Consider the following 22,677-nt stretch of genomic DNA (forward strand, 5'->3'; position numbering starts at 1 on the left):
AATCGTCGCCGAACAGGCCCGGAAGCTAGACTTTCGGCCCATGCGCAAGGTCATGGCCCTCAGGGTCGGCGTCGCGGCCCTGCTCGCGATCGGCGCCACCGCCCCGACGTCCTGGGCCGACAGCATGCAGCCGGTCGGCTCGGTACCGATCCCGGACGGTCCGGCGCAGACCTGGATCGTGGCCGACCTCGACAGCGGTCAGGTGCTGGCCGAACGCGACCAGAACGTGGCCCACCCGCCGGCGAGCACCATCAAGGTGCTGTTGGCGTTGGTCACCCTCGACCAGGTGAGCCTGGATTCCACCGTGGTCGCCGACGTCGCCGACACCCAGGTGGAGTGCAACTGCGTCGGCGTCAAGCCGGGCCGCACCTACACCGCGCGCCAGCTTCTCGACGGCCTGCTGCTGGTGTCGGGCAACGATGCCGCCAACACGCTGGCGCACATGCTGGGCGGCGCCGACGCCACGGTCGCCAAGATGAACGCCAAGGCCGCCTCGCTCGGCGCGACGAACACCCACGCGGCGACGCCGTCCGGGCTGGACGGCCCCGGCGGGTCGGGGGCCTCGACGGCCCACGACCTGGCGGTGATCTTCCGCGCCGCGATGGCCAACCCGGTGTTCGCCCAGATCACCGCCGAGCCGTCGGCGATGTTCCCCGGCGATAACGGCGATCACCCGATCACCAACCAGGACGAGCTGTTGCAGCGCTATCCCGGCGCGATCGGCGGAAAGACCGGGTTCACCGACGCGGCCCGCAAGACCTTCGTCGGCGCGGCCGCCCGCGGTGGCCGGCGGCTGGTCATCGCCATGATGTACGGGCTGGTGAAGGCCGGCGGGCCGAGCTATTGGGACCAGGCGGCGACGTTGTTCGACTGGGGTTTCGCGCTCAGCCCGCAGTCCAGCATCGGCTCGCTATAGGCCCGCGCCCGGCGCCGCCGCGGACAGCAGCGTCATCAGCATCGGGATGCGTTGCTCGGCGATCTGCGGTTGCGGCAGCACGCCCTCCACCACCGCGGCGCCGTCGAACACGTTGGTCAGCACCGCGACCAGCACCGGGAACGTCTCCTCGGGGAAGCTCTCGGCCCCGGGCAGCGCGCGGGCGGCGTCGTGAATCTTGGTGGAGTACTGCCGCAGCTCGTGTTGCAAAGTGGCCCTGAGCTTTTCGTCGGTGCGTGCGGCGACCAGCAGCTCGTAGAGCACGGCGTTGCTCGGGGCGGCGGTGAGGTCGCGCAGGATCGCCAGCGCGGCTTCGAGCGCGGGCCGATCGGGCGGTATCTCGGCCACCCGCTTGGTGAAGGTCTCGAGCTGGCGACGCAGCACCTCCGACGCCGTGGCCGCCATGAAGTCGCCCATCGTCTCGAAGTGCCGGAACAGGGCGCCCACCGAGACGCCCGCGCGCTTGGTGATCACGGCGGCGGACGCCCGTGCGTAGCCGACCTCGATGATGGTGGCGATGCAGGCGTCGAGCAGCCGCCCCACGGTCTCTTCCCGACGCTGCTGCTGGGTTCTCGCCATGTCAGGCCCCGATTGTGAGGGCGCTGCGGCCCCGGTTCCGCTGGCCGGCGCGCAGGTAGCGGCCCGACTTGACGGTCCGGCCGTAGCCGTCGCGGAACTGGCCCGCACGGAAGACGACGGCGCCGCCCACGCCGGTCGCGACGACGGCGTCGTCGTTGCGGTTGACCATGCGCCGCAGGCCGCCGTAGAACGGCACCTCGTCCTCGTAGTAGCCCTCGACCGCTTCGCCCAGGCCGGCCGGGTCGATCACCACGAAGTCCGCGCGGTCGCCCTGGCGCAGCGTGCCGGCGTCGACGCCGAACCACTCCCCCAGTTCGCCGGTCAGGCGGTGCACCGCCCGCTCGGTGGACATGAACGGCGCGCCGGCCCGCTCGGCGTCCCGGACACGCTTGAGCAGCTTGAGACCGAAGTTGTAGAAGGCCATGTTGCGCAGGTGCGCACCGGCGTCCGAGAAGCCCATGTGCACGCTGCCCTCGTTGGCGAGCGCATCGAGCAGCTTGGGGCGGTGGTTGGCGACGACGGTCGTCCACCGGACGTTGCGCTCACCGTTTTCGACGAGCACGTCGAGGAAGGCGTCCAGCGGGTGCAGCTTGCGCTCGTCGGCGATGGCGCCAAAGCTCTTGCCGATCAGCGACTCGTCGGGGCATTCGACGATGACGGCGTCGTGGAAGTCGCGGTGCCACAACGACGGTCCGAGCTTGACGCGGTCGAACTCGCGCCGGAACTTCCGGCGGTATTCCCTGTCGGCCAGCAACTCGTTGCGCTCCAACTGATCCCGCAGGTGCAGGGCGGCCGTCCCGGCGCCGAACTCCTCGAACACCGGCAGGTCGATTCCGTCGGAATACAGCTCGAACGGCACCGGCAGATGCTGGAACCGCACCTGAGAGCCCAGCAGCTTGTTCAGCAGGCGCGTTCCCGGGCCGAACACATATACCGACAGCGGCATCGACTTGGCGTCGGCGGAGACCAGCATGCTCATCCGAACGCCCTTGCCGCGGTTCAGGATTCGGCTGCTGGCCAGGAAGAACAGCATCCCGGTCGACGGCTTCGCCACATCCGGGGCGCTCTGCAGCAGGCGGCCGCGCTTGCGCAGCACCTTGATCAGCCTGCGCCGCTCGCGCCAGGTCGCGAAGGTGGACGGCAACGCCCGCGAGCGGAAGCGTTCACCGTCGAGCTTGTCGATGGCCGCGTCCATGCCCGACATGCCGAGCATCCCGGCGTCCAGCGCCTCGTCGAGCAGGCCCGCCATCTTCTCCAGTTCGGCGGGGGTGGGTTGGACGGCGGGGTCGGTGGCCCGGTCCAGCCCCAGCACCGCGGCCCGCAGGTCCGAATGCCCAAGCAGCGAGCCGATATTCGGCCCGAGTGGCAGGGCGTCGATCGCCTTGATGTAGTCCGCCGGGGTGGACCAGGTCTTGCCTTGCAGGGCGCCGTAGACGTATTCGCGCGGCACGGCCTCGACCCGACTGAACAGGTCGGCCGCGTCCTGGGCGCTGGCGTAGACCGTGGACAACGAGCAGTTGCCCAGCAACACCGTCGTGACACCGTGGCGCACCGACTCCCGCAGGCCCGGGTCCAGCAGCACCTCGGCGTCGTAGTGGGTGTGCACGTCGATGAAGCCGGGCAGGACCCACTTGCCGGCCGCGTCGATCACGTCCGGGCAACCGGTCTCGTCCAGCGGCCCGTCCGACACCGTGGCCACCACGCCGTCGCGGACGCCCAGCGTGCGGGTCTGCGGCGCGCGGCCGGTGCCGTCGAACCACAGCCCGTCGCGGATGATCACGTCGTAAGCCACTTCTGCCTCCCGGTCGTCGTGGTGACACGGACCGTAACATAGATAGCAAGCACTCGCAATCTTTTTGACCACGGGCGTGTCGACCCGGGGCCCGGCTACGCCTGCGGGCGAAACGCCCTGCCCCGCAAGATCACCAGGTCGGGGTCGCGCAGCACGGCCGGGCCCGACCGCGGGTCCTGCGCGTAACACAACAGGTCGGCCGACGCGCCGTGATCGAGGGCGGGCCGGCCCAGCCAGCGGCGCGCGTCCCAGCACGCCGCCCCCAATGCCTCGGCCGGGCTCATCCCGATGCCCTTGAGCGCCTCCACCTCGTCGGCGATCCGTCCGGGCGCGACCATGGTGCCGGCGTCGCTGCCGGCGTAGATCGGCACGCCCGCATCGCGGGCGGCGGCGATCCGCGACGGCCCACGGGCGTGCAGGTCGCGCATGTGGGCGGCGTAGGCCGGATACTTCGCCGCCGCGGCGTCGGCGATGCCGGGGAAGTTCTCGACGATGTTGACCAGCGTGGGCACCAGCACCGTCCCGCGCTCGACCATCAACGCGATGGTGTCGTCGGTGAGACCGGTGCCGTGTTCGATGCAGTCGATGCCGGCGTTGATCAGCCCGGGCAGCGCGTCCTCGCTGAAGACGTGGGCGGTGACGCGGGCGCCATGGGCGTGTGCGGTCTCGATCGCGGCCTTGAGCACGTCATCGGACCACAGCGGGGCGAGATCGCCGACGCCGCGGTCGATCCAGTCACCGACCAGCTTGATCCAGCCGTCCCCGCGGCGCGCCTCTTCGGCGACCGCGTCGGGCAATTGCCACTCGTCCTCGAGCTCGCGTGAGAAGCCGGCCGCATAGCGCTTGGGCCTGGCCAGATGCTTCCCGGCGCGGATGATGCGGGGCAGGTCGTCGCGGTCGTCGAGGCTGCGGGTGTCGGTCGGCGAGCCGCAATCACGCAGCAGCAGCGCCCCGACGTCACGCTCGGTCTCGGCCTGCGCGACCGCCTCCTCGAGCGGGATCTCGCCGCCGTTCCCGAGGCCGACGTGGCAGTGGGCGTCGACCAGGCCGGGGATGATCCAGCCGCCGTCGAAGACGGTGTCGGCCCCGGCGACGGGCTCCGTGCTGATGCGGCCGTCGACGATCCACAGTTCGGTTGGCGTCTCGTCGGGCAGCCCCACACCGCGCACGTGCATGCGCACGGCGGGTTACTTCCGTCCGGTCCGATGGTGACGACCCGCTTCGCCCGGCCCCGCCGCGCTCGCGATCGTCACCGTCCCATGGTGACGACCCGCTTCGCCCGGCCCCGCCGCGCTCGCGATCGTCACCGTCCCATGGTGACGACCCGCTTCGCCCGGCCCCGCCGCGCTCGCGATCGTCACCGTCCCATGGTGACGACCCGCTTCGCCCGGCCCCGCCGCGCTCGCGATCGTCACGGCTTGCCTGGGAACTTGAGTTTGGACAGGTCGAAGTCGGCCAGCCCGGGCGGCAGCTCGTTGAGGCCCTCGGGCATCTGCGACAGGTCGGGGAACCCGGCCGGCATGCCGGGCATGCCCTGCATGAGCGGGTTCCTGCCCTTGGGCGGCGTCGGGCCCCGTCCACCCTTCTTGCCCTTCTTACCCTTGCCGCCCTTGGCTTTCCGGGTCGCGGACTTGCGGCCCATGCCCGGGATGCCCATGCCGCCCAGCATCGACGACATCATCTTGCGGGCCTCGAAGAAGCGGTCGACCAGCTGGTTGACCTCTGACACGGTCACGCCAGAGCCGTTGGCGATGCGCAGCCGCCGCGACGCGTTGATGATCTTCGGGTCGGCCCGTTCTGCGGGCGTCATGCCGCGGATGATGGCCTGCAGCCGGTCGAGCTGTTTGTCGTCGACCTGGGCCAGCGCGTCCTTCATCTGCCCGGCCCCGGGCAGCATGCCGAGCAGGTTCCCGATCGGGCCCATCTTGCGGATGGCGAGCATCTGCTCGAGGAAGTCCTCCAGCGTCAGCTCGCCGGTGCCGATCTTGGCGGCGGCGGCCTCGGCCTGCTGGGCGTCGAAGACCTGCTCGGCCTGTTCGATCAGGCTCAGCACGTCGCCCATGCCCAGGATGCGGCCGGCCATCCGGTCGGGGTGGAAGACGTCGAAGTCCTCCAGCTTCTCGCCGGTGGAGGCGAAAAGGATTGGGACGCCGGTCACCTCGCGGACCGACAACGCGGCGCCGCCGCGGGCGTCGCCGTCGAGCTTGGTCAGCACCACCCCGGTGAAGCCGACGCCCTCGCGGAACGCCTCCGCGGTGGTGACGGCGTCCTGGCCGATCATCGCGTCCAGGACGAACAGAACTTCGTCGGGGTTGACGGCGTCGCGGATGGCCGCGGCCTGCGCCATCAGCTCGTCGTCGATGCCCAACCGGCCGGCGGTGTCGACGATGACGACGTCGTGGTGCTTGGCACGGGCCTCGGCGAGCCCCGCCGCCGCCACCGCGACCGGGTCTCCGGGCCCCGATTCGGGGGACTCGCCGGGGTGGGGCGCGAACACCGGGACGCCGGCGCGCTCGCCGACGACTTGCAGCTGGTTGACGGCGGCCGGCCGCTGCAGGTCACACGCCACCAGCAGCGGGGTGTGTCCCTGGCCGCGCAGCCAGGCGGCCAGCTTGCCGGCCAGCGACGTCTTACCGGAACCCTGCAGGCCGGCGAGCATGATCACGGTCGGCGGGGTCTTGGCGAAGGCCAGCTGGCGGGTCTCCCCGCCCAGGATGCCGATCAGTTCCTCGTTGACGATCTTGACGACCTGCTGCGCCGGGTTGAGGGCACCCGAGACCTCGGCGCCCCGGGCGCGGTCCTTGATCCGGGTGACGAACGCCCGCACCACGGGCAAAGACACGTCGGCTTCCAGCAGCGCCAGCCGGATCTCGCGGGTGGTGGCCTCGATGTCGGCGTCGGTCAGACGACCCTTGCCGCGTAGTCCCTGAAGGGCACCGGTCAACCGGTCGGACAGCGATTCAAACACCCCGCCAGCCTAGTGGTCAGCGCGCGTCCCGCGCCGCGGGGCGCGGTGCCCCGCGACACATAACCGTCTGCGACGACACGCCGGGACCGGTCGCAATGCTCGATGTTCCGGCGAGCGGCCCCGGCCGCCGGCCGCGACACTGCAACTACACACACGACACGCTGACGGTGTGCGTCATTGCAGTCTCGGCGAGACGGTGAGCGGGTTTGAATGGTCCCATGCTCGAGGTGATCGACAGGGGGTCCTGCAGCCGGGACCATCCGGTTCCGCTGCTCTTCGTGCACGGCGGCTGGCACGGCGCGTGGTGTTGGGAGCACTTCCTGGACTTCTTTGCCGACGCCGGCTACCGCGCCGTCGCGGTGAGCCTGCGCGGGCACGGCGCCAGCCCGACGGCGAAGCCGTTGCACAAGGTTTCCATCGCCGACTACATCGAGGATGTCCGCTCGGTGGCCGACGACCTGGGCGGCCCCGTTCTCATAGGCCACTCCCTGGGTGGCTTCGTGATCCAGCGCTACCTCGAAGACCGCCGCGCCCCGGCGGCCGTGCTGGTGGGCTCCGTCCCGCCGCAGGGCGTGCTGAGGTTGGCGGTGCGCGTCTGGCGCCGCCGGCCGTCGATGACCATGGAGGCCTGGACCGACCGCACGCTGCTGAAGTTCCTCGCCACCCCGGCGCTCACCCGCGAGTACCTGTTCTGCGCCGACACGCCCGAGGCCATCGTCGAATCCTGCATGCGGCGCGCCGGGGCCGAAAGCGTGCGCGCCGCCATGACCGACCCGATGGTCCGCCGCGTCCGGACCCGGCGGGTGACCACGCCGATCCTGGTCCTCGGCGCCGAGCACGACGGCTTCGTCAGCGTCGGCGACGTGCGCGCCACCGCGCGCGCCTACCGGACGCAACCGGAGTTCTTCTCGATGGGCCACAACATGATGCTCGAGCCGGGATGGGCTGACGTCGCCGAACGCATCCACGCCTGGCTGGAAATCCACGACCTGGCAGGCGAACCGCGCTAACCGCGCTCGAGTCGTTACTGCGCCGAAAAGCGTTGGCGTGCTACATTTCACGTCCGCCACTTAACCGGGGCCGTCCGCGTCGACAACTGCAACTACGGGGGGAAATGTCCGTGCAACCGGTCGCTCGCACGGAGTCCTCCGTCGACGGCGGCGGCCGGGTGCTGCGCGGCTGGCAGCGCCGGGCGTTGGTGAAATACCTGGCCGGCCAGCCGCGTGATTTCCTGGCCGTGGCCACCCCGGGATCGGGGAAGACGACGTTCGCCCTGCGGGTCGCCGCCGAACTGCTGAGCCAGCGCGCCGTCGAGCAGATCACGGTCGTGGTGCCCACCGAGCACCTCAAGGTGCAGTGGGCGCAGGCCGCGGCGCGGCACGGCATCGCCCTGGACCCGAAGTTCTCCAACACCAGCGCCCGCACGTCGGGCGAATACCACGGCGTGATGGTCACCTACGCGCAGGTCGCCGCGCACCCGACGCTGCACCGGGTGCGTACCGAGCAGCGCAAGACCCTGGTCGTCTTCGACGAGATTCACCACGGCGGCGACGCCAAGACGTGGGGGGACGCCATCCGCGAGGCCTTCGGCGACGCCACCCGCCGGCTCGCCCTGACGGGCACGCCCTTTCGCAGCGACGACAGCCCCATCCCGTTCGTGGACTACGAGGCGGGCTCCGACGGGGTGCGGCGTTCGCGGGCCGACCACACCTACGGCTATGCCGAGGCCCTCGCGGACGGGGTGGTCCGGCCGGTGGTGTTCCTGGCCTACTCCGGGGAGGCGCGCTGGCGGGACGGCGCCGGTGAGGAGCATGCCGCTCGCCTGGGCGAGCCGCTGACCGCCGAGCAGACGGCGCGGGCCTGGCGGACCGCGCTCGACCCCGCCGGCGAATGGATGCCCGCGGTCATCGCGGCCGCCGACCAGCGCCTGCGCCAGAAGCGCGCGCACGTGCCCGACGCCGGCGGCATGATCATCGCCTCCGACCGCACCGCGGCCCGCGCCTACGCCGCACTGCTGACCAGGCTGACCGGCGAGGAGCCGACGGTGGTGCTGTCCGACGATCCCGGATCGTCGGCGCGCATCAGCGAATTCGCCGCGAGCGCCAGCCGGTGGCTGGTCGCGGTGCGGATGGTCTCCGAAGGCGTCGACGTGCCCCGGCTCGCCGTCGGCATCTACGCCACCAGCGCCTCGACTCCCCTGTTCTTCGCGCAGGCTATCGGCCGGTTCGTGCGGTCGCGCCGGCCCGGGGAGACCGCGAGCATCTTCCTGCCCTCGGTGCCCAACCTGCTGCAGCTCGCCAGCGAGCTGGAGGCCCAGCGCAACCACGTGCTCGGGGAGCCGCACCGCCCGGACGACGATCCCCTCGACGGTGACCCCGCCGTCCGGACGCAGACCGAGAAGACCGAGATCGACAACGGCTTCACCTCGCTGGGCGCCGACGCGGAGCTGGATCAGGTCATCTTCGACGGGTCGTCGTTCGGCACCGCCGCCCCCGCCGGAAGCGACGAGGAGGCCGACTACCTGGGCATCCCGGGACTCCTGGACGCCGATCAGATGCGGGCGCTGCTGCACCGCCGCCAGGACGAGCAACTCCAGCGACGGGCCGCGCAAGGGGTGCCGGCCCCGGTGTCGGCGCCGCCGTCGATGCACGGCCAGCTGCGCGAGCTGCGCCGCGAGCTCAACACCCTGGTGTCGGCCACCCACCACCGCACCGGCAAGCCGCACGGCTGGATCCACAGCGAACTTCGCCGGCGCTGCGGAGGGCCGCCGATCGCCGCCGCCACCCGCGAGCAGATCCAGGCCCGCATCGAAGCGCTGCGACAGCTCAACGTCGAGCACTCCTGAGCCGCCTAGTCTCCGACGGGCTCCTCGAGCACTTCCACCGCGGGGCCGCCCAGCACGGCCAGCAGGTTCTGTTCGATCGCGGCCCGCGCCCGGTGCTCGGCGTGCGCCGGCACCGTCACGCAGAAGACGTCGGCCGCCGTCGAGCCGAACGTGTTGACCTTGGCCCAGGCGATGTCCGCGTCCGCGCGTTCCAGCGCGCTCGTCAGCAGCGCAAGCAGACCCAGGCGATCCATCGCGCGGACCTCGAAGATCAACTGCCCGGCGGTCGACGTCTCCAGCCACAGGATGCGCGGCGGAGCGGTCGACCGGGTGACGGGCACCCCGGCCTGAATCTCGCCGGCCCGCGCGGTCGCCGCGCTGATGGCGTCGGTGTCGCGCCGCTCCAGTGTGCCGAGGACGTCGAGGTCGCCGGCGAGGGCGCCGTTGAATTGCTGACGCAGCAGGCCTGATTCGGGCGGCGAGCCGAACACGGGCGACACGACGAACTCGACAATCGCGACGCCCTCGTGAATGTTGGCCAGCGCCGAGTGGATGCGCAGCGAGTTCAGCGCCAGCACCGCGGCGGCTTTCGACACCAGCCCACGCTGGTCCGGCGCCAGCATCACCGCGGTCAGCCGCTCCCGGTCGCCGGGGCGGATCTCCACGTGCACGCCGCGGTCGGCGGCCAGCGAAACGTAATGCGGCGCAATGGGTTCGGCTTCGGGAAGCGGCTCCCCGGCCATCACCAGCCGGCAGCGGCGGACCAGGTCCTCGATCAGCGAGGCCTTCCAGTCGCTCCACACCCCCGGCCCGGTGGCCTTCGAGTCCGCCTCAGCCAGCGCGTGCAGGAGCTCGAGGAGTTGCGGGTCGCCGTGCAGGGCCTCGGCGACGGACTCGATGGTCTTGGGATCGTTGAGGTCACTTCGGGTGGCGGTGATCGGCAGCAGCAGGTGGTGGCGGACCATGCCCGCGAGCGTGTCGGCGTCCTGCGCCGACAACCCCAGCCTGTTGGCGATCGGGATCGTCAGTTCCGCGCCCAGCACACAGTGGTCGGTGCCGCGCCCCTTGCCGATGTCGTGCAGCAGCGCACCGAGCGCGAGCAGGTCCGAGCGCGCCACGCGGGTGGTGAGCGGGGCCGCGTTGACGGCGGTTTCGACGATGTGACGGTCGACGGTCCACTTGTGCGAGACGTCGCGCGGCGGCAGGTCGCGGACGGCGTCCCACTCCGGGAAGATCCGGCCCCAGAGGCCGGTGCGGTCCAGCGACTCGATCGTGTTCACCGTCGTGGGCCCGGCCAGAAGCACCACCAGCAGGTCGTCCAGCGCCTCCCGTGGCCACGGCGACGGCAGGTCTCCGACGCTGTCGGCCAGCCGTTTGAGGGTGCCGGCGCCGATGGGCAGGCCGGTGTCCGCCGACGCGGCCGCCACGCGCAGCACCAACCCGGGGTCGGCCTGGGGCTGCGCGTCGCGGGCGAGGACCACCTCGCCGTCGTACTCCACCACGCCCTCGTCCAGTGGCCGGCGTTTCGGGCGCCGCACCAGGGCGGTGAGGCCGCGCCGGGGCAGCGCGTTCTGGGCGGTCCGCAGGCCGGTCTCGGCGTGGTAGGCGATGGTCCGGCTGACGCTGGAGAGCATGCGGGACAAGGCGAATCGGTCCCCGACGCCCAGCGCGGCGCTGACCTCGTCGGCAAACTGCGCCAGCAGTTGATCGAGTCCGCGTTTGGATACCCGGTGCAGTTCGGTGCGGACGTCGAGCAGCGTGAGGTACGCGGCGTCCAGCGAGCCGCCCGGCGCGTCGGGATGGCCCATGCCATGGCGGTCGATGAGCTGCGCGACGCCCAGCGCGTCGAGCAGTTGGACGTCGCGCAGGCCGCCGCGCCCCGACTTCAGGTCCGGCTCGGCCCGCTGCGCGATGCGCCAACACCGTTGCCAGCGTTCGTATGTCAACGCGACGAGCTCGTCCATGCGGGATCGGATCGCGCTGCGCCACTGGCGTCGCGCCCCGTCGATGAGTTCGGCCGACAGCCGCTCGTCCCCGGCGATGTGCCGCGCGTCCAGCATGCCCAGCGCGGCCACCATGTCGCTGTTGGCGACGCCCAGCGCCCCCGACACGGTGCGCACGCTGTGGTCGAGGCGAACGTTGGCGTCCCACAGCGGATACCACAGCCCGTCGGCGACCCGCTGCAGCACCTCGTCGGACTTGTTGTCGTGCAACAGCATCAGGTCCAGATCGGAATACGGCAGCAGCTCGCGGCGGCCCAGGCCGCCCACACCGACGATCGCGAAACCGCTGCCGTCGGCGATGCCGATCTCGCCGGCCTTGGCGGCCAGCCAGGACTCGTGCAGTTCCAGCCAGGCTTTGCGCAGCTCGGCCGCGCCGAGATGACTTCCCTCGGACAACAGACGGCGCCGCGCGGCAGCCAGATCGCTTGCGCCGCCGTCGCTTTGAGCGCCCGCTCCAGATGACCCGGACGGGCCGGGTGGGTTTGTCATACCCTCCCGGCCCGTCCGGCCTGCTTCAGCAATGTGCGGCTGGCCTCAGAGGGCATCGGTTCCGCGTTCACCCGTGCGCACCCGCACAATGGTTTCCACGGGGGTGACCCAGACCTTGCCGTCACCGATCTTGCCGGTGCGCGCCGCCCGGACGATGCTGTCCACGACCTTGTCCACGATGGAATCGTCGACCACGACCTCGATTCGCACCTTCGGCACGAAGTCCACCGAGTATTCAGCCCCCCGGTAAACCTCGGTGTGGCCCTTCTGCCGCCCGTATCCCTGGATTTCGCTGACCGTCATCCCCAGGACGCCCGCGTCCTCGAGGCTGGTCTTCACGTCATCGAGGGTGAACGGCTTCACTATTGCGGTGACTAGCTTCATGCCTGCTCTGCCTCCACCTTGTCGCCCACTCGAGCCTCCTGTAGACCGTTGCGGTCATCCACGGGAGTCCGCGCCACCGGAAGGACGGAACCTTGTCCACCGATCGTTCCGAAATCGTAACCGCTCTCCGCGTGCTCGGACTCGTCGATACCGGTTGATTCTTCTTCGGCGCCGACCCGCAACCCGATCGTGTACTTCAGGATCAACGCCAGGATCAGCGTGACGATCCCGGAGTAGAACAGTACCGCGAAGGCGCCGACCGCCTGGCGCTCGAGTTGGGCCCAGCCGCCGCCGTAGAACAATCCCTTGGACACCCCGGCCACGCCGTTGATCGCCGGCGACTCGGGTGCGGCGAGCAGACCCACCAGCAGGGTGCCCGTCAAACCACCGATCATGTGCACCCCGACCACGTCGAGCGAGTCGTCGTAGCCGAATTTGAACTTCAGCCCGACGGCCAGCGCGCACACCACCCCGGCCACCGCTCCGACCGCCAGGGCGCCCAGCACGTTGACCGACGAGCAGGACGGCGTGATCGCGACCAGTCCGGCGACGATGCCCGACGCCGCCCCCAGCGTCGTGGGCTTGCCGTCGCGGATGCGCTCGGTGAGCAACCACGCCAGCATGGCCGTGGCGGTCGCGATGGTGGTGGTCATGAAGGTGGTACCGGCCGACCCGTTGGAGCTGGTCGCCGAACCGGCGTTGAACCCGAACCAGCCGAACCACAGCAGGCCGGCGCCGAGCATGACGAACGGCAGGTTGTGCGGCCGGAACAGCGTCGTCGGCCAGCCGCGGCGCTTGCCCAGGACGATCGCCAGGGCCAGGCCCGCCACACCGGAGTTGATGTGGACCGCTGTCCCGCCGGCGAAGTCGATGGCGTGCAGCTTGTTGTTGATCCACCCGCCGTGCTCGGAGGCGAAGCCGTCGGCGGCGAACACCCAGTGCGCGACCGGGAAGTAGACCAGCGTCGCCCACAGCCCGGAGAACACCAGCCACGCAGTGAACTTGAGCCGGTCGGCGACCGCCCCGGAGATCAGCGCGACGGTGATGATCGCGAACATCAGCTGGAAGGCCACGAACACGGTAGCGGGCATGGTCCCGGCCAGCGGGATGTCGACCTGCGTGACGCCCTTGCTCGGGTCGGCCTTGACGGCGTTGCCGCCGATCAGCTTCGCCAGGCCCCAGTAGTCGGTCGGATTGCCCACGACGCCGCCCCGGTCGTCGCCGAACGACATCGAGTAGCCGTAGAGCACCCAGAGCACGGTGACCACGCCCATCGCGCTGATGCTCATCATGATCATGTTGAGCACGCTTCTGGTGCGCACCATGCCGCCGTAGAAGAACGCAAGGCCCGGCGTCATCAACAGCACAAGCGCGGAACTCGCCAACATCCAGGCGGTATCGCCGGTATCGGGTTGGCCCAATTGCGGGAATGCCACTCGCTCACCTCCGGTCGGACATGAATGGCCGTCAGGCGACGCCTGTGACCTGATCCAGAACCTTGCGCAATGGTTGTTTCCGCGGTGGAGCCACCGTGTTTCGCGCGGATTAACGTCGCGCGCGGCGTGTAAGGGCCTTTCAGCCCAGCAGGGCGTCGACGAAAGCGGCCGGCTCGAACGGCGCCAGGTCGTCGGGACCCTCCCCGAGCCCGACCAGTTTCACGGGCACCCCGAGCTCCTGTTGGACGCGGAATACGATGCCGCCCTTGGCGGTACCGTCCAACTTGGTCAGCGCGACGCCGGTGATCTCGACGACCTCGGCGAACACCCGCGCCTGGGCGAGCCCGTTCTGCCCGATGGTGGCGTCGAGCACCAGCAGCACCTCGTCGACCGCGGCGCGGCGGGTTATCACGCGCTTGACCTTGTCGAGCTCGTCCATCAGCCCGACCTTGGTGTGCAGCCGGCCCGCGGTGTCGATGAGCACCACGTCGGCGCCCGAGGCGATGCCCTTGTCGACGGCGTCGAACGCCACCGACGCGGGGTCGGCGCCTTCGGCTCCGCGCACCACCTCCGCGCCCACCCGCGACGCCCAGGTCTGCAGCTGATCGGCGGCGGCGGCCCGGAAGGTGTCGGCGGCGCCGAGCACGACGCGCCGCCCGTCGGCCACCAACACCCGCGCCAGCTTGCCGACCGTCGTCGTCTTGCCGGTGCCGTTGACGCCGACCACCAGCAGCACCGACGGGTGATCGGCGTGCGGCAGGGCGCGGATCGAGCGGTCCATGTCGGGGTGCAGCTCCCGGATCAGGACGTCGCGCAGGACGGCCTTCGCGTCGGCCTCGGTGCGCACGGCGCCGCCGGCCAGGCGGCTGCGCAGCTGCGACATCACCGAATCGGTGACCACCGGCCCCAGGTCGGCGACCAGCAGGGTGTCCTCCACGTCCTGCCAGGCGTCCTCGTCGAGATCGCCGCCGCCGATCAGCCCCAGCACGCTGCGTCCCAGCGCGTTCTGCGACCTGGCCAGGCGTCCGCGCAGCCGCTCCAGCCGGCCTTCGGGCGGCGCGATGGCCTCGATCTCCGGGGCCGCCGGCGGCTCGGGGGGCGCGGGCGGCTCGGGGACCGTCGGCTGTGGGGGCGCCGGGGCGGCCGGTGGCGGCGGGGCTGCCGGTGGCGGGGCCGCGGTCCCCGGGGCCGCCCCCGGTTCGGGGAGCTCGACCTCGGAGATGGTGCGCCGCGACGCGTCGCGCGGGATGGTGGCGTCGTCGCCCACCGCGGGCAGACCCGTGGTGTCCAGCCGGTCGGCCGGCGCGGTCTGGGTGAAGGTGATGCCGGACGACGCCGTGTAGCCGCCCGACCGGTCGATCGCGCCGGGCTCGGGCTTGGTCGTGAAGCTGATCCGCCGGCGGCGGTATCGCATCAGGCCCAGGACCAGCGCGGCGACGAGAACCAGGACGGCTATGACCGCGACGGCGATCCAAAGACCTTGTGACACGCTGACATTGTTTCAAGCGGGACAGCGATCCCCCGGCGCGGGTCTACGACTGCGAGACCAGCTGCTCCACCTGCTGTCCGCGCATCCGCTGTGAGATGACCGCGGTGATGCCGTCGCCCTGCATCGTCACGCCGTAGAGCGCGTCGGCGACCTCCATCGTCGGCTTCTGGTGGGTGATGATGATCAGCTGCGATCTGGCCCGCAGCAGCTCGAACAGGCTGATCAACCGGCGCAGGTTGGTGTCGTCGAGCGCGGCCTCCACCTCGTCCATGATGTAGAACGGCGACGGCCGGGCGCGGAAGATGGCCACCAGCATCGCCACCGCGGTCAGCGCCTTCTCGCCGCCGGACAGCAGCGACAGCCGGGTGACCTTCTTGCCGGGCGGCCGCGCCTCCACCTCGATGCCAGTCGTGAGCATGTCGTCGGGATCGGTGAGCCGCAGCCGGCCCTCGCCGCCGGGGAACAGCACGGTGAAGACTTCCTGGAATTCGCGTTCCACGTCGACGAACGCATCGCTGAACACCTGCAGGATGCGGGCGTCGACGTCGGCGACGACGTCGAGCAGGTCCTTGCGGGCCGCTTTGACGTCCTCGAGCTGGGTGGACAGGAAGTTGTAGCGCTCCTCCAGCGCGGCGAACTCCTCCAGCGCCAGCGGATTGACCCGGCCCAGCTCGGCGAGCTCCCGCTCGGCGCGTTTGGCCCGGCGCTCCTGGGTGGCGCGGTCATACGGCATCGGTGCGGGCGCGACGACCTGCTCGCCGCGTTCGCGGGCCTGCTCGAACTCGGCCATCTCGAGCTCGGTGGGCGGCAATGCCACGTCGGGCCCGTACTCGGCGATCAGGTCGGCGGGCGCCATGCCGAACTGCTCCAGCACCATCTGCTCGAGCTGTTCGATGCGCATCGCCGCCTGCGCGTTGGCCACCTCGTCCCGGTGCAGCGAGTCGGTCAGGGTGGCCACCCGGGCGCTCAACGCGGTCACCTCGTCGCGCACCGCCGCCATCGCCGCCGCGCGCTGCTGGCGTTCGGCCGCCAGGGCGTCGCGGATCTTCGACGCCGCCCCGACCACCCGGTCCAGCCGCTGCGCCAGCAGCCGTCCGGCGTCGGCCACCGCCGCGGCGACGGCAGCCGCGCGCAGCCGCGCCTCACGCGCCTGCTGGGCCCGCAGCCGCGCCTCGCGCTCCGCGGCCGCGGCGCGGCGCAGGGAATCCGCGCGCCCGCGCACGGCGTTGGCCCGCTCCTCGGCCGTCCGCACCGCCAGCCGGGCCTCCACCTCGGCGCTGCGGGCAACCTCGGCGGCGGCGGCGATCCGCTGGCGGACCTCCGCGTGGTTGGGCTCTTCGGCATGCACGTGCTGAGTCTCTTGCGCGTTGCGCAGCCGGGTCTCCAGCGCCGTGACTTCTTCGACCGTCTGCGTGCGGCCCGCTTCGAGCTCCTCGCGCTGCCGCAGCAACCTGTTCCACTCGTCTTCGGTGGTGCGGGCTTCCTGCCCGAGCCGGCCCAGCTGCTCGTACATCGCCGAGATCGCGGTGTCGGATTCGTTGAGCGCGGCCAGCGCCTGCTCGGCGGAGTCCTGGCGGGCGGCCTGTTCGGTCAGGGCCCCGGACAGCGCCGCGGTCAGCTGGGCGACCTGCGATTCCGCGGCGACCAGCTCGTTGCCCGCCTTGTCGATTTCCGACGTCACCTCCAGCGTGGACAGCTTGCGGTCGGAGCCGCCGCTCACCCAGCCGGCGCCCACCAGATCGCCGTCGCGGGTGACCGCGCGCAGCCGCGGCCGGGCCGCCACCAGCTCGAGCGCCTGGTCCAGGTCGTCGACCACCGCGACGCCCGAGAGCATCGCCGTGATGGCGCCCCGCAGCCGCGCGGGCGCGTCGATCAAGTCCAGCGCCCACAGCGCGCTGCCGGGTAGCGCATCCCGCGACGCGGCCTGATCGGCGGGCCAGTCGCCGAGCACCAGCGCCGCGCGCCCGCCGTCGGCCTGTTTGAGCGCGGCGACCGCGGACCGGGCCGCGCCGAAGCTCTCGGCCGCCAGCGCGTCGGCCGCCGAACCCAGCACCGCGGCCAGCGCCGCCTCATACCCGGAGCGAACCTTGACCAGCTTGGCGATCGGCCCGAAAAGACCCGCGCCCGCATGGTTTTCGGTGAGCCAGGCCGCGCCGTCCTTGCGCTCCAGACCGACCGAGAGCGCGTCGATTCGGGCCCGCAGCGACGCCACCCGGCGTTCGGCGTCGCGTTCGGCGGCCTGCAGTTCGGCGACGCGTTCGTCGGCCAGCCGCAACGCGGCCACCGTCCGCTCGTGGTGCTCGTCGAGGCCCACCTCGCCCTGGTCGAGCTCGCCGACGCGACCCTGCACGGTTTCGAATTCGGCCTTGGACTGTTGCGCGCGGGCGGCGGCCTGTTCGATGCGTTCGGACAGCCGCGCGACACTGTCGTCGATCGATTCCACGCGCGCCCGCATGGTCTCCACCTGACCGGCCAGCCGCGCCAGGCCCTCGCGCCGGTCCGCCTCGGCCCGCACCGCGGCCAGGTGGGCCCGATCGGCCTCGGCGGCCTCGCGCTCGCGCTCGCCCAGTTCGGCGCGGGCGGCCTCCAGGCGGGTGCGCGCCCCGGCCAGTTCGCCCAGTAAGTGCTGCTCGGCGACCGCAACCCGCTCGGCCTCGGCCTCCAGCTCTTCAGGCTTTCTGGGGTCGGTGTCGCTGGGCGGCGCCGGTTCGGTGTCGAGGTGCTGCGCGCGTTCGCTGGCGATGCGCACGGTGGCCGCCACCCGTTCGGCCAGCGCGGACAGCCCGAACCAGGTGTGCTGGACCGATTCGGCCCGGGCCGTGAGTTCGGCGACGGCCGCCTCGTGCGCGGTGAGCTCCTCCGACGCCACCGCCAGCCGGGCGGCGGCCTCGTCGTGCTCGCGGCGGATGGCGGCCTCGGCTTCGAAGATGGCATTCCGTTCGACCTGCCGATTGACCAGGTCGTCGGCGGCCAGCCGCAGGCGGGCGTCGCGCAGATCCGCCTGGATGGTCTGGGCGCGGCGGGCCACCTCGGCCTGGCGGCCCAGCGGCTTGAGCTGGCGGCGCAGCTCGGTGGTCAGGTCGGTCAGCCGGGCGAGGTTCGCCGACATCGCGTCGAGTTTGCGGAGGGCCTTTTCCTTGCGCTTGCGGTGCTTGAGCACACCGGCGGCCTCCTCGATGAAGGCACGGCGGTCTTCGGGGCGCGACTGCAGGATCTCGTCGAGCTTGCCCTGCCCGACGATGACGTGCATCTCCCGGCCGATCCCGGAGTCGCTCAGCAGCTCTTGCACGTCCATCAAACGGCAACTGGCGCCGTTGATCTCGTACTCGCTGGCGCCGTCGCGGAACATGCGGCGGGTGATGGACACCTCGGAGTATTCGATGGGCAGCGCGTTGTCGGAGTTGTCGATGGTGACGGTGACCTCGGCGCGGCCCAGCGGGGCCCGCGACGAGGTGCCGGCGAAGATGACGTCTTCCATCTTGCCGCCGCGCAGGGTCTTTGCCCCCTGCTCCCCCATGACCCAGGCCAGGGCGTCGACGACGTTGGATTTCCCCGAACCGTTGGGCCCGACGACCGCGGTGATGCCCGGCTCGAAACGCAGAGTCGTCGGCGATGCGAAGGACTTGAAGCCCTTCAGCGTCAGACTCTTGAGGTACACGGCGAGCCAGACTACCGCTCAAATCGCCCCTGCCACCCTCACCGCGGGGTGTCGCCGCGGCCGAAATGTCGGCGCCGGACACACCCCGACGCACGGGTCACAGTGGTCACATCAGTCACGGCGGGGAAGCGGGCCGGAACGCGTCAGCGCTCGACGAAACCGTCGAACCGCTCCTGCGGCTGCGACCAATCGGCGACCACCTTGTCGACGCGGCCCGGCCTGGGCGGCCACGCCTCGGCGCCCTCCAGCAGCGCCAGCAGCTTCTCGCCGGCTCCGCGCGGCCCCTGGGCGACCACCAGCACGCGGCCGTCCGCCTGGTTGGCCGCGTATCCGGCGAGGCCCAGCTCGAGCGCCCGGGAGCGGGTCCACCAGCGAAAGCCCACGCCCTGGACCTGCCCGTGCACCCAGGCGGTGAGCCTGACGTCAGGATCCGACATCGGCCACCTTGACATCGATCCGGGTGCCGGCTTTCAGCGTGCGCCCGACGGTGCAGGCCAGGTCGATGGCCCGGTCCACGACGGTCAGTACGCGCTCCTTCTCCTCCGGCGACAGCCCGGACAGGTCGAGCTCGAGCGTCTCTTCCAGCCGCGGATAGACCTCGTTGTCACGGTCGGCGTCCCCGGAGACCCGCACCACCGCGTGGTAGTCGTCGCCGAGGCGGCGGGCCAGCGGCCGGTCGCTGGACATCCCACTGCACGCGGCGAGCGCGATCTTGAGCAGCTCGCCGGGGGTGAACACGCCCTCGACGTCCTCGGAGCCGATAAGCACCTGCGCACCGCGCGAGCTGTGCCCGGTGTAACGGCGCGATCCCGTGCGTTCCACCCATAGTTCGGTCATGCCCTACTTTTTACCGGGCGGCGCGCCCCGCGCCGCGGGCATACTGCGGTCATGGCCACCGTGGTCGCCTTCCACGCCCACCCGGACGACGAGGTGATCGCGACGTCCGGCTGGGCGAATTGCGCCGCAGCGCAGACATTTTAGGAGCGCACCGGGTCGAGTGCCTGGGCTATGCCGACAGCGGCTACGACCCGCTGTTCTACCCGGACCCGCCGGGACGGGTCCGGTTCGGGCGGGCGGATGTACGGCGCCCTGCTCCGGCTGCCGCCGCAGGCCTTCGGCCTGCTGTTTCCCCGCGAATGGTTTGTCGACCCCGCCTTACCCGCCGGGGTTTTCCCGGCGCGACATCTTCGATTGAGTGCCCAATTGAGTGCCCCTGAGCCCTGAATCGAGTGTGCGTCCTGGGTGATGCCGCCCGGCGTGTCGCCGCCCTGAACGCACACCCGAAGCCCCGAACGCACACTCGACGACCGAGGCGCCCGTCGCGCCCTCAGCGGACTATCAACGACAGCAGCTTCTTGCCGAATGAGATTGCGGGCGAACCGCTTTCGGACAACACCAGCACGTCATCACCGGCCCGCGCCCGCAGTTCGCGCTCGAATACGTCACGCAACGTGGATGACGCGGCCGGACACCCGTCGCAGGCGCCCATCATTCGCACCGTCACGGTGCGGCCGGCCACCGAGACCAGCTCGATCGACCCGCCGTGCGAAGCGGCGAGCGCGCCGACGGGGCCTGCGAGCAGTTCCGCGGCAACGCTTTCCAGGCCCGGGGCCGACGATTCGTCGACCACCCACTCCTGCGGGTCCACCAGCGCTTCGCTGAGCGCCTCGCGAACGTCGTCTCCCAACTCGCGCCAGCTGTGACCCGCGCCGGTTGTGATCAGGATGTCGCCGGCGCCCACCAGAACCTCGGCGATCGTCCCGCCGTCCAGCAGAGCGCCCAACCTGCCCGGGGCCTGCCGAACGGTTCCGCGCGCCGGCAGCCGGTCGGGTGGAACCACCCAGCGCAGCTGCTGAGGATTCGCGGTGGCCGTGGCGTGGATCGGGATCATGCGCCCGCGGCTATCGCGATCGACCGGGCGGCAAAGGCCATCGTCCAGGCCAGGACGAACATGTAGCACCAGGCGAAGGCGGGCCACCGCCACGAGTTGGTTTCGCGGCGCATCACCGCGACCGTGGACATGCATTGCAGCGCGAAGATGAAGTACGCCATCAGCGCGATGACGGTCGACGAGGTGAACACCTTGTGGCCGTCGTCGTCGGTCATGGAGACCAGCGCCTCATGCGGATCCTCGGGGTTCGTCGCCGCCGAAACCTGCCCCAGGGTCGACACGAAAACTTCACGCGCCGAGAACGATCCGAGCAGCGCGACGTTGATGTGCCAATCGAACCCCAGCGGTTTGAACACCGGTCCGATCGCCTTGCCGATGTCGGCGGCGTAGCTGTGGTCCATCACGTAGGCGGTGGTCTGCGTCGGCGACATCTGTGCGGTCTCCGCCTGCCGGGCGGGCAGGTTGAGCAGCACCCACAGCACCACGGACGTGCCCAGGATGATGGTTCCGGCCTTGCGCAGGAACACCTTCGCCGAATCCCACATCGTGATGAGCACGTTCTTGGCCGACGGGAAGCGGTACGGCGGAAGCTCCATCGTGAACGGCAGCAGATCGCTGCGCAGGATCGTCGACTTGAACAGCGAGGCCGCGATCAGCGCCGAGGTGCCGCCGCACACATACAGCAGGAACATCGCGACGCCCTGCGCGCTCAGGCCCCACCACTGGGTCTGCGGCGACACCAGCAGCCCCACCAGCAGGGTGAACACCGGCAGCCGCGCCGAGCATGTCATCAACGGCGCCGTGATGATGGTCGCGATCCGGTCGCGCGACGACGGCAGCGTCCGGGTGGCCATGATTCCCGGGATCGCGCACGCGAAAGAGGAAAGCATCGCGACGAACGCACGGCCCTCCAACCCCGTCGCGGCCATCACCCGGTCCATCAAGAACGCGGCCCGGGCCATGTAGCCGACGTTCTCCAACAACGCGATCAACAGGAACAGCAACACGATCTGCGGGATGAACTGCAGCACCGTTCCCACGCCGCCGATGAGTCCCTGGCCGAGCAGGCCGCGCACCACGTAGTTGCCGACGTGGTCGCTGACCAGCGCGCCGAGCCAGCCCAGCCCCTGGCTCACCCGGTCCTGCAGTGGCGCGGCAAGGGTGAAGACGACTTGGAAGAAGCAGAACATCACCCCGAAGAAGATGACGGTGCCCCAGAGCGGATGGAGCACGATCGCGTCGATTCCTCGGGTGCGCCGATCCGGTTGCGGCGCAACGTATCCGGCGGCGCGTAGCACCGACTTGCCCCAGGCGTCGACGGCGTCGTCGTGGTGCGGGGGCAGGATGGGGGGCCGTTGCCACCGGTCGAAGGACGCCAGTCGGGCGCGCAGGGTGTCGATCCCCGCGCCGCGGTGCGCGATCACGGGGATCACCGGGATGCCCAGCGCCGTCGACAAGGCGTCGATATCGACGGCGCCGCCGCGCGCGGTCAATTCGTCGGTCATGGTCAGCGCCAACAGGCACGGCACGTCGAGCCGCAGCACCTGGGCCACGAGAGTGATCGAGCGGTGCAGCGTGGTGGCGTCGGCCACCAACACGATCGCGTCGGGCCGATCGGCGTCGGCCATGTTGCCGGCCAGCAGGTCGGCCACGACCTGTTCGTCCGGGCTGATCGGCTGCAGGCTGTAGGTGCCGGGCAGGTCCTCGACGGCGATCTCGACGTCGTCCACCTTGGTGATGCCCACGCTGCGGCCGACGGTGACGCCCGGGTAGTTGCCGGTCTTGGCGCGCAGTCCGGTCAGCTGGTTGAAGACGGAGGTCTTGCCCGCGTTGGGGCTGCCGACCAGCGCGACGCGCGCCATGCCCGCGACCGCGAGCGCGGTGCCGCCCTCCTCGTGGCAGGACGTCATGAGCCGCTTTCCGTGTCGACTTCGATCAGGCGGGCCTCGCGCCGGCGCAAGCACAGTTCGGTGTCTTGAACCCGGTAGATGGTCGGGTCTCCCATCGGGGCGCGGCGAATGACCTCGACGTGGGACGCCGGCCGGAATCCCAGTTGCCGCAGCCGGCCCGCCACCACGGGCGGCGCCGCCGGCGCCACGCCCACGATGGTTGCCCGCTGGCCCGGCGTGAGCTGAGCCAGCACGGTCGGCGGACCCGACACCCGAACTGAATCCCGCATTAGTAGTCCCGACGCCGAAGGTTCACCATGCCACCCAGGATAACGATGCTA

At 70.8% G+C, this 22,677-nt stretch carries 17 protein-coding genes and 1 pseudogene; 4 read left to right on the forward strand and 14 right to left on the reverse strand.

Features of this window, described 5'->3' with window-relative positions; genetic code table 11:
- Positions 1-40 precede the first annotated feature (40 nt).
- Positions 41-916 (forward strand): D-alanyl-D-alanine carboxypeptidase family protein, encoded by an 876-nt coding sequence (locus tag U8D42_RS14005; protein WP_322859967.1) that lies wholly within the window; start codon positions 41-43, stop codon positions 914-916.
- Here the strand turns inward: U8D42_RS14005 and U8D42_RS14010 are convergent.
- From U8D42_RS14010 to ffh, 4 genes are all read right to left on the reverse strand, one after another.
- A complete protein-coding gene (locus U8D42_RS14010) occupies positions 911-1,513 on the reverse strand; it encodes a TetR/AcrR family transcriptional regulator (protein WP_322859966.1) in 603 nt (200 codons plus the stop codon). The genes U8D42_RS14005 and U8D42_RS14010 overlap by 6 nt on opposite strands.
- Position 1,514: 1 nt before the next feature.
- Complete coding sequence (locus U8D42_RS14015) at positions 1,515-3,365, reverse strand: N-acyl-D-amino-acid deacylase family protein (protein WP_431523872.1); 1,851 nt, start codon at positions 3,363-3,365, stop codon at positions 1,515-1,517.
- A 35-nt stretch (positions 3,366-3,400) separates the two neighbouring features.
- Positions 3,401-4,480: a metal-dependent hydrolase family protein gene (locus U8D42_RS14020; protein WP_142278522.1), complete on the reverse strand. Its 1,080-nt coding sequence runs from the start codon at positions 4,478-4,480 to the stop codon at positions 3,401-3,403.
- Positions 4,481-4,716: 236 nt separating this feature from the next.
- Complete coding sequence (gene ffh, locus U8D42_RS14030; protein WP_085243528.1) at positions 4,717-6,273, reverse strand: signal recognition particle protein; 1,557 nt, start codon at positions 6,271-6,273, stop codon at positions 4,717-4,719.
- Positions 6,274-6,491: 218 nt separating this feature from the next.
- On the opposite strand from ffh, the gene U8D42_RS14035 reads away from it, so the two are divergent.
- Positions 6,492-7,283, forward strand: coding sequence for an alpha/beta hydrolase (locus U8D42_RS14035; protein WP_322859964.1), 792 nt, complete (start codon positions 6,492-6,494; stop codon positions 7,281-7,283).
- Positions 7,284-7,387: 104 nt separating this feature from the next.
- The gene (locus U8D42_RS14040; protein WP_322859963.1) at positions 7,388-9,118 is read left to right on the forward strand and encodes a DEAD/DEAH box helicase; all 1,731 of its coding nucleotides are present in this window, start codon (positions 7,388-7,390) and stop codon (positions 9,116-9,118) included.
- Between the two features lie 5 nt (positions 9,119-9,123).
- Here the strand turns inward: U8D42_RS14040 and U8D42_RS14045 are convergent, their stop codons facing one another.
- The 7 genes from U8D42_RS14045 to U8D42_RS14075 form a co-directional block, all read right to left on the reverse strand.
- Complete coding sequence (locus U8D42_RS14045) at positions 9,124-11,589, reverse strand: [protein-PII] uridylyltransferase (protein WP_322859962.1); 2,466 nt, start codon at positions 11,587-11,589, stop codon at positions 9,124-9,126.
- A 45-nt stretch (positions 11,590-11,634) separates the two neighbouring features.
- The gene (gene glnB, locus U8D42_RS14050; RefSeq protein WP_066952569.1) at positions 11,635-11,973 is read right to left on the reverse strand and encodes a nitrogen regulatory protein P-II; all 339 of its coding nucleotides are present in this window, start codon (positions 11,971-11,973) and stop codon (positions 11,635-11,637) included.
- Positions 11,970-13,361, reverse strand: a complete 1,392-nt coding sequence (locus tag U8D42_RS14055; protein WP_085243533.1) for an ammonium transporter — start codon at positions 13,359-13,361, stop codon at positions 11,970-11,972. The genes glnB and U8D42_RS14055 overlap by 4 nt, the downstream gene beginning before the upstream one ends.
- A 187-nt stretch (positions 13,362-13,548) precedes the next feature.
- Positions 13,549-14,898 (reverse strand): signal recognition particle-docking protein FtsY, encoded by a 1,350-nt coding sequence (gene ftsY / locus U8D42_RS14060; protein WP_322859961.1) that lies wholly within the window; start codon positions 14,896-14,898, stop codon positions 13,549-13,551.
- A gap of 43 nt (positions 14,899-14,941) precedes the next feature.
- Positions 14,942-18,556, reverse strand: a complete 3,615-nt coding sequence (smc, locus tag U8D42_RS14065) for a chromosome segregation protein SMC (RefSeq protein ID WP_322859960.1) — start codon at positions 18,554-18,556, stop codon at positions 14,942-14,944.
- Positions 18,557-18,699: 143 nt separating this feature from the next.
- Positions 18,700-18,993 (reverse strand): acylphosphatase, encoded by a 294-nt coding sequence (locus U8D42_RS14070; protein WP_322859959.1) that lies wholly within the window; start codon positions 18,991-18,993, stop codon positions 18,700-18,702.
- Positions 18,980-19,393 (reverse strand): OsmC family protein, encoded by a 414-nt coding sequence (locus U8D42_RS14075; protein ID WP_090423001.1) that lies wholly within the window; start codon positions 19,391-19,393, stop codon positions 18,980-18,982. The genes U8D42_RS14070 and U8D42_RS14075 overlap by 14 nt, the downstream gene beginning before the upstream one ends.
- 51 nt (positions 19,394-19,444) lie before the next feature.
- On the opposite strand from U8D42_RS14075, the pseudogene U8D42_RS14080 reads away from it, so the two are divergent.
- Positions 19,445-19,674: pseudogene (locus U8D42_RS14080) on the forward strand (PIG-L family deacetylase); the annotation flags it as partial.
- A 209-nt stretch (positions 19,675-19,883) separates the two neighbouring features.
- On the opposite strand, the gene U8D42_RS14085 reads toward U8D42_RS14080, so the two are convergent.
- Genes U8D42_RS14085 through U8D42_RS14095 form a run of 3 tightly spaced genes read right to left on the reverse strand, consistent with a single transcriptional unit; the run spans position 19,884 to position 22,626 of the window.
- Entirely contained in the window at positions 19,884-20,447 is a 564-nt protein-coding gene (locus tag U8D42_RS14085; RefSeq protein WP_322859958.1) for a NifU family protein, read from the reverse strand.
- Entirely contained in the window at positions 20,444-22,357 is a 1,914-nt protein-coding gene (gene feoB, locus U8D42_RS14090) for a ferrous iron transporter B (RefSeq protein WP_322859957.1), read from the reverse strand. The genes U8D42_RS14085 and feoB overlap by 4 nt, the downstream gene beginning before the upstream one ends.
- Positions 22,354-22,626 carry a FeoA family protein gene (locus tag U8D42_RS14095; protein WP_244275424.1) on the reverse strand — a complete coding sequence of 91 codons (273 nt, stop codon included), beginning with the start codon at positions 22,624-22,626 and terminating at the stop codon, positions 22,354-22,356. The genes feoB and U8D42_RS14095 overlap by 4 nt, the downstream gene beginning before the upstream one ends.
- Positions 22,627-22,677 lie beyond the last annotated feature (51 nt).

The organism is Mycobacterium europaeum (assembly GCF_034555895.2).
Taxonomy (GTDB): Bacteria; Actinomycetota; Actinomycetes; order Mycobacteriales; family Mycobacteriaceae; genus Mycobacterium; species Mycobacterium europaeum.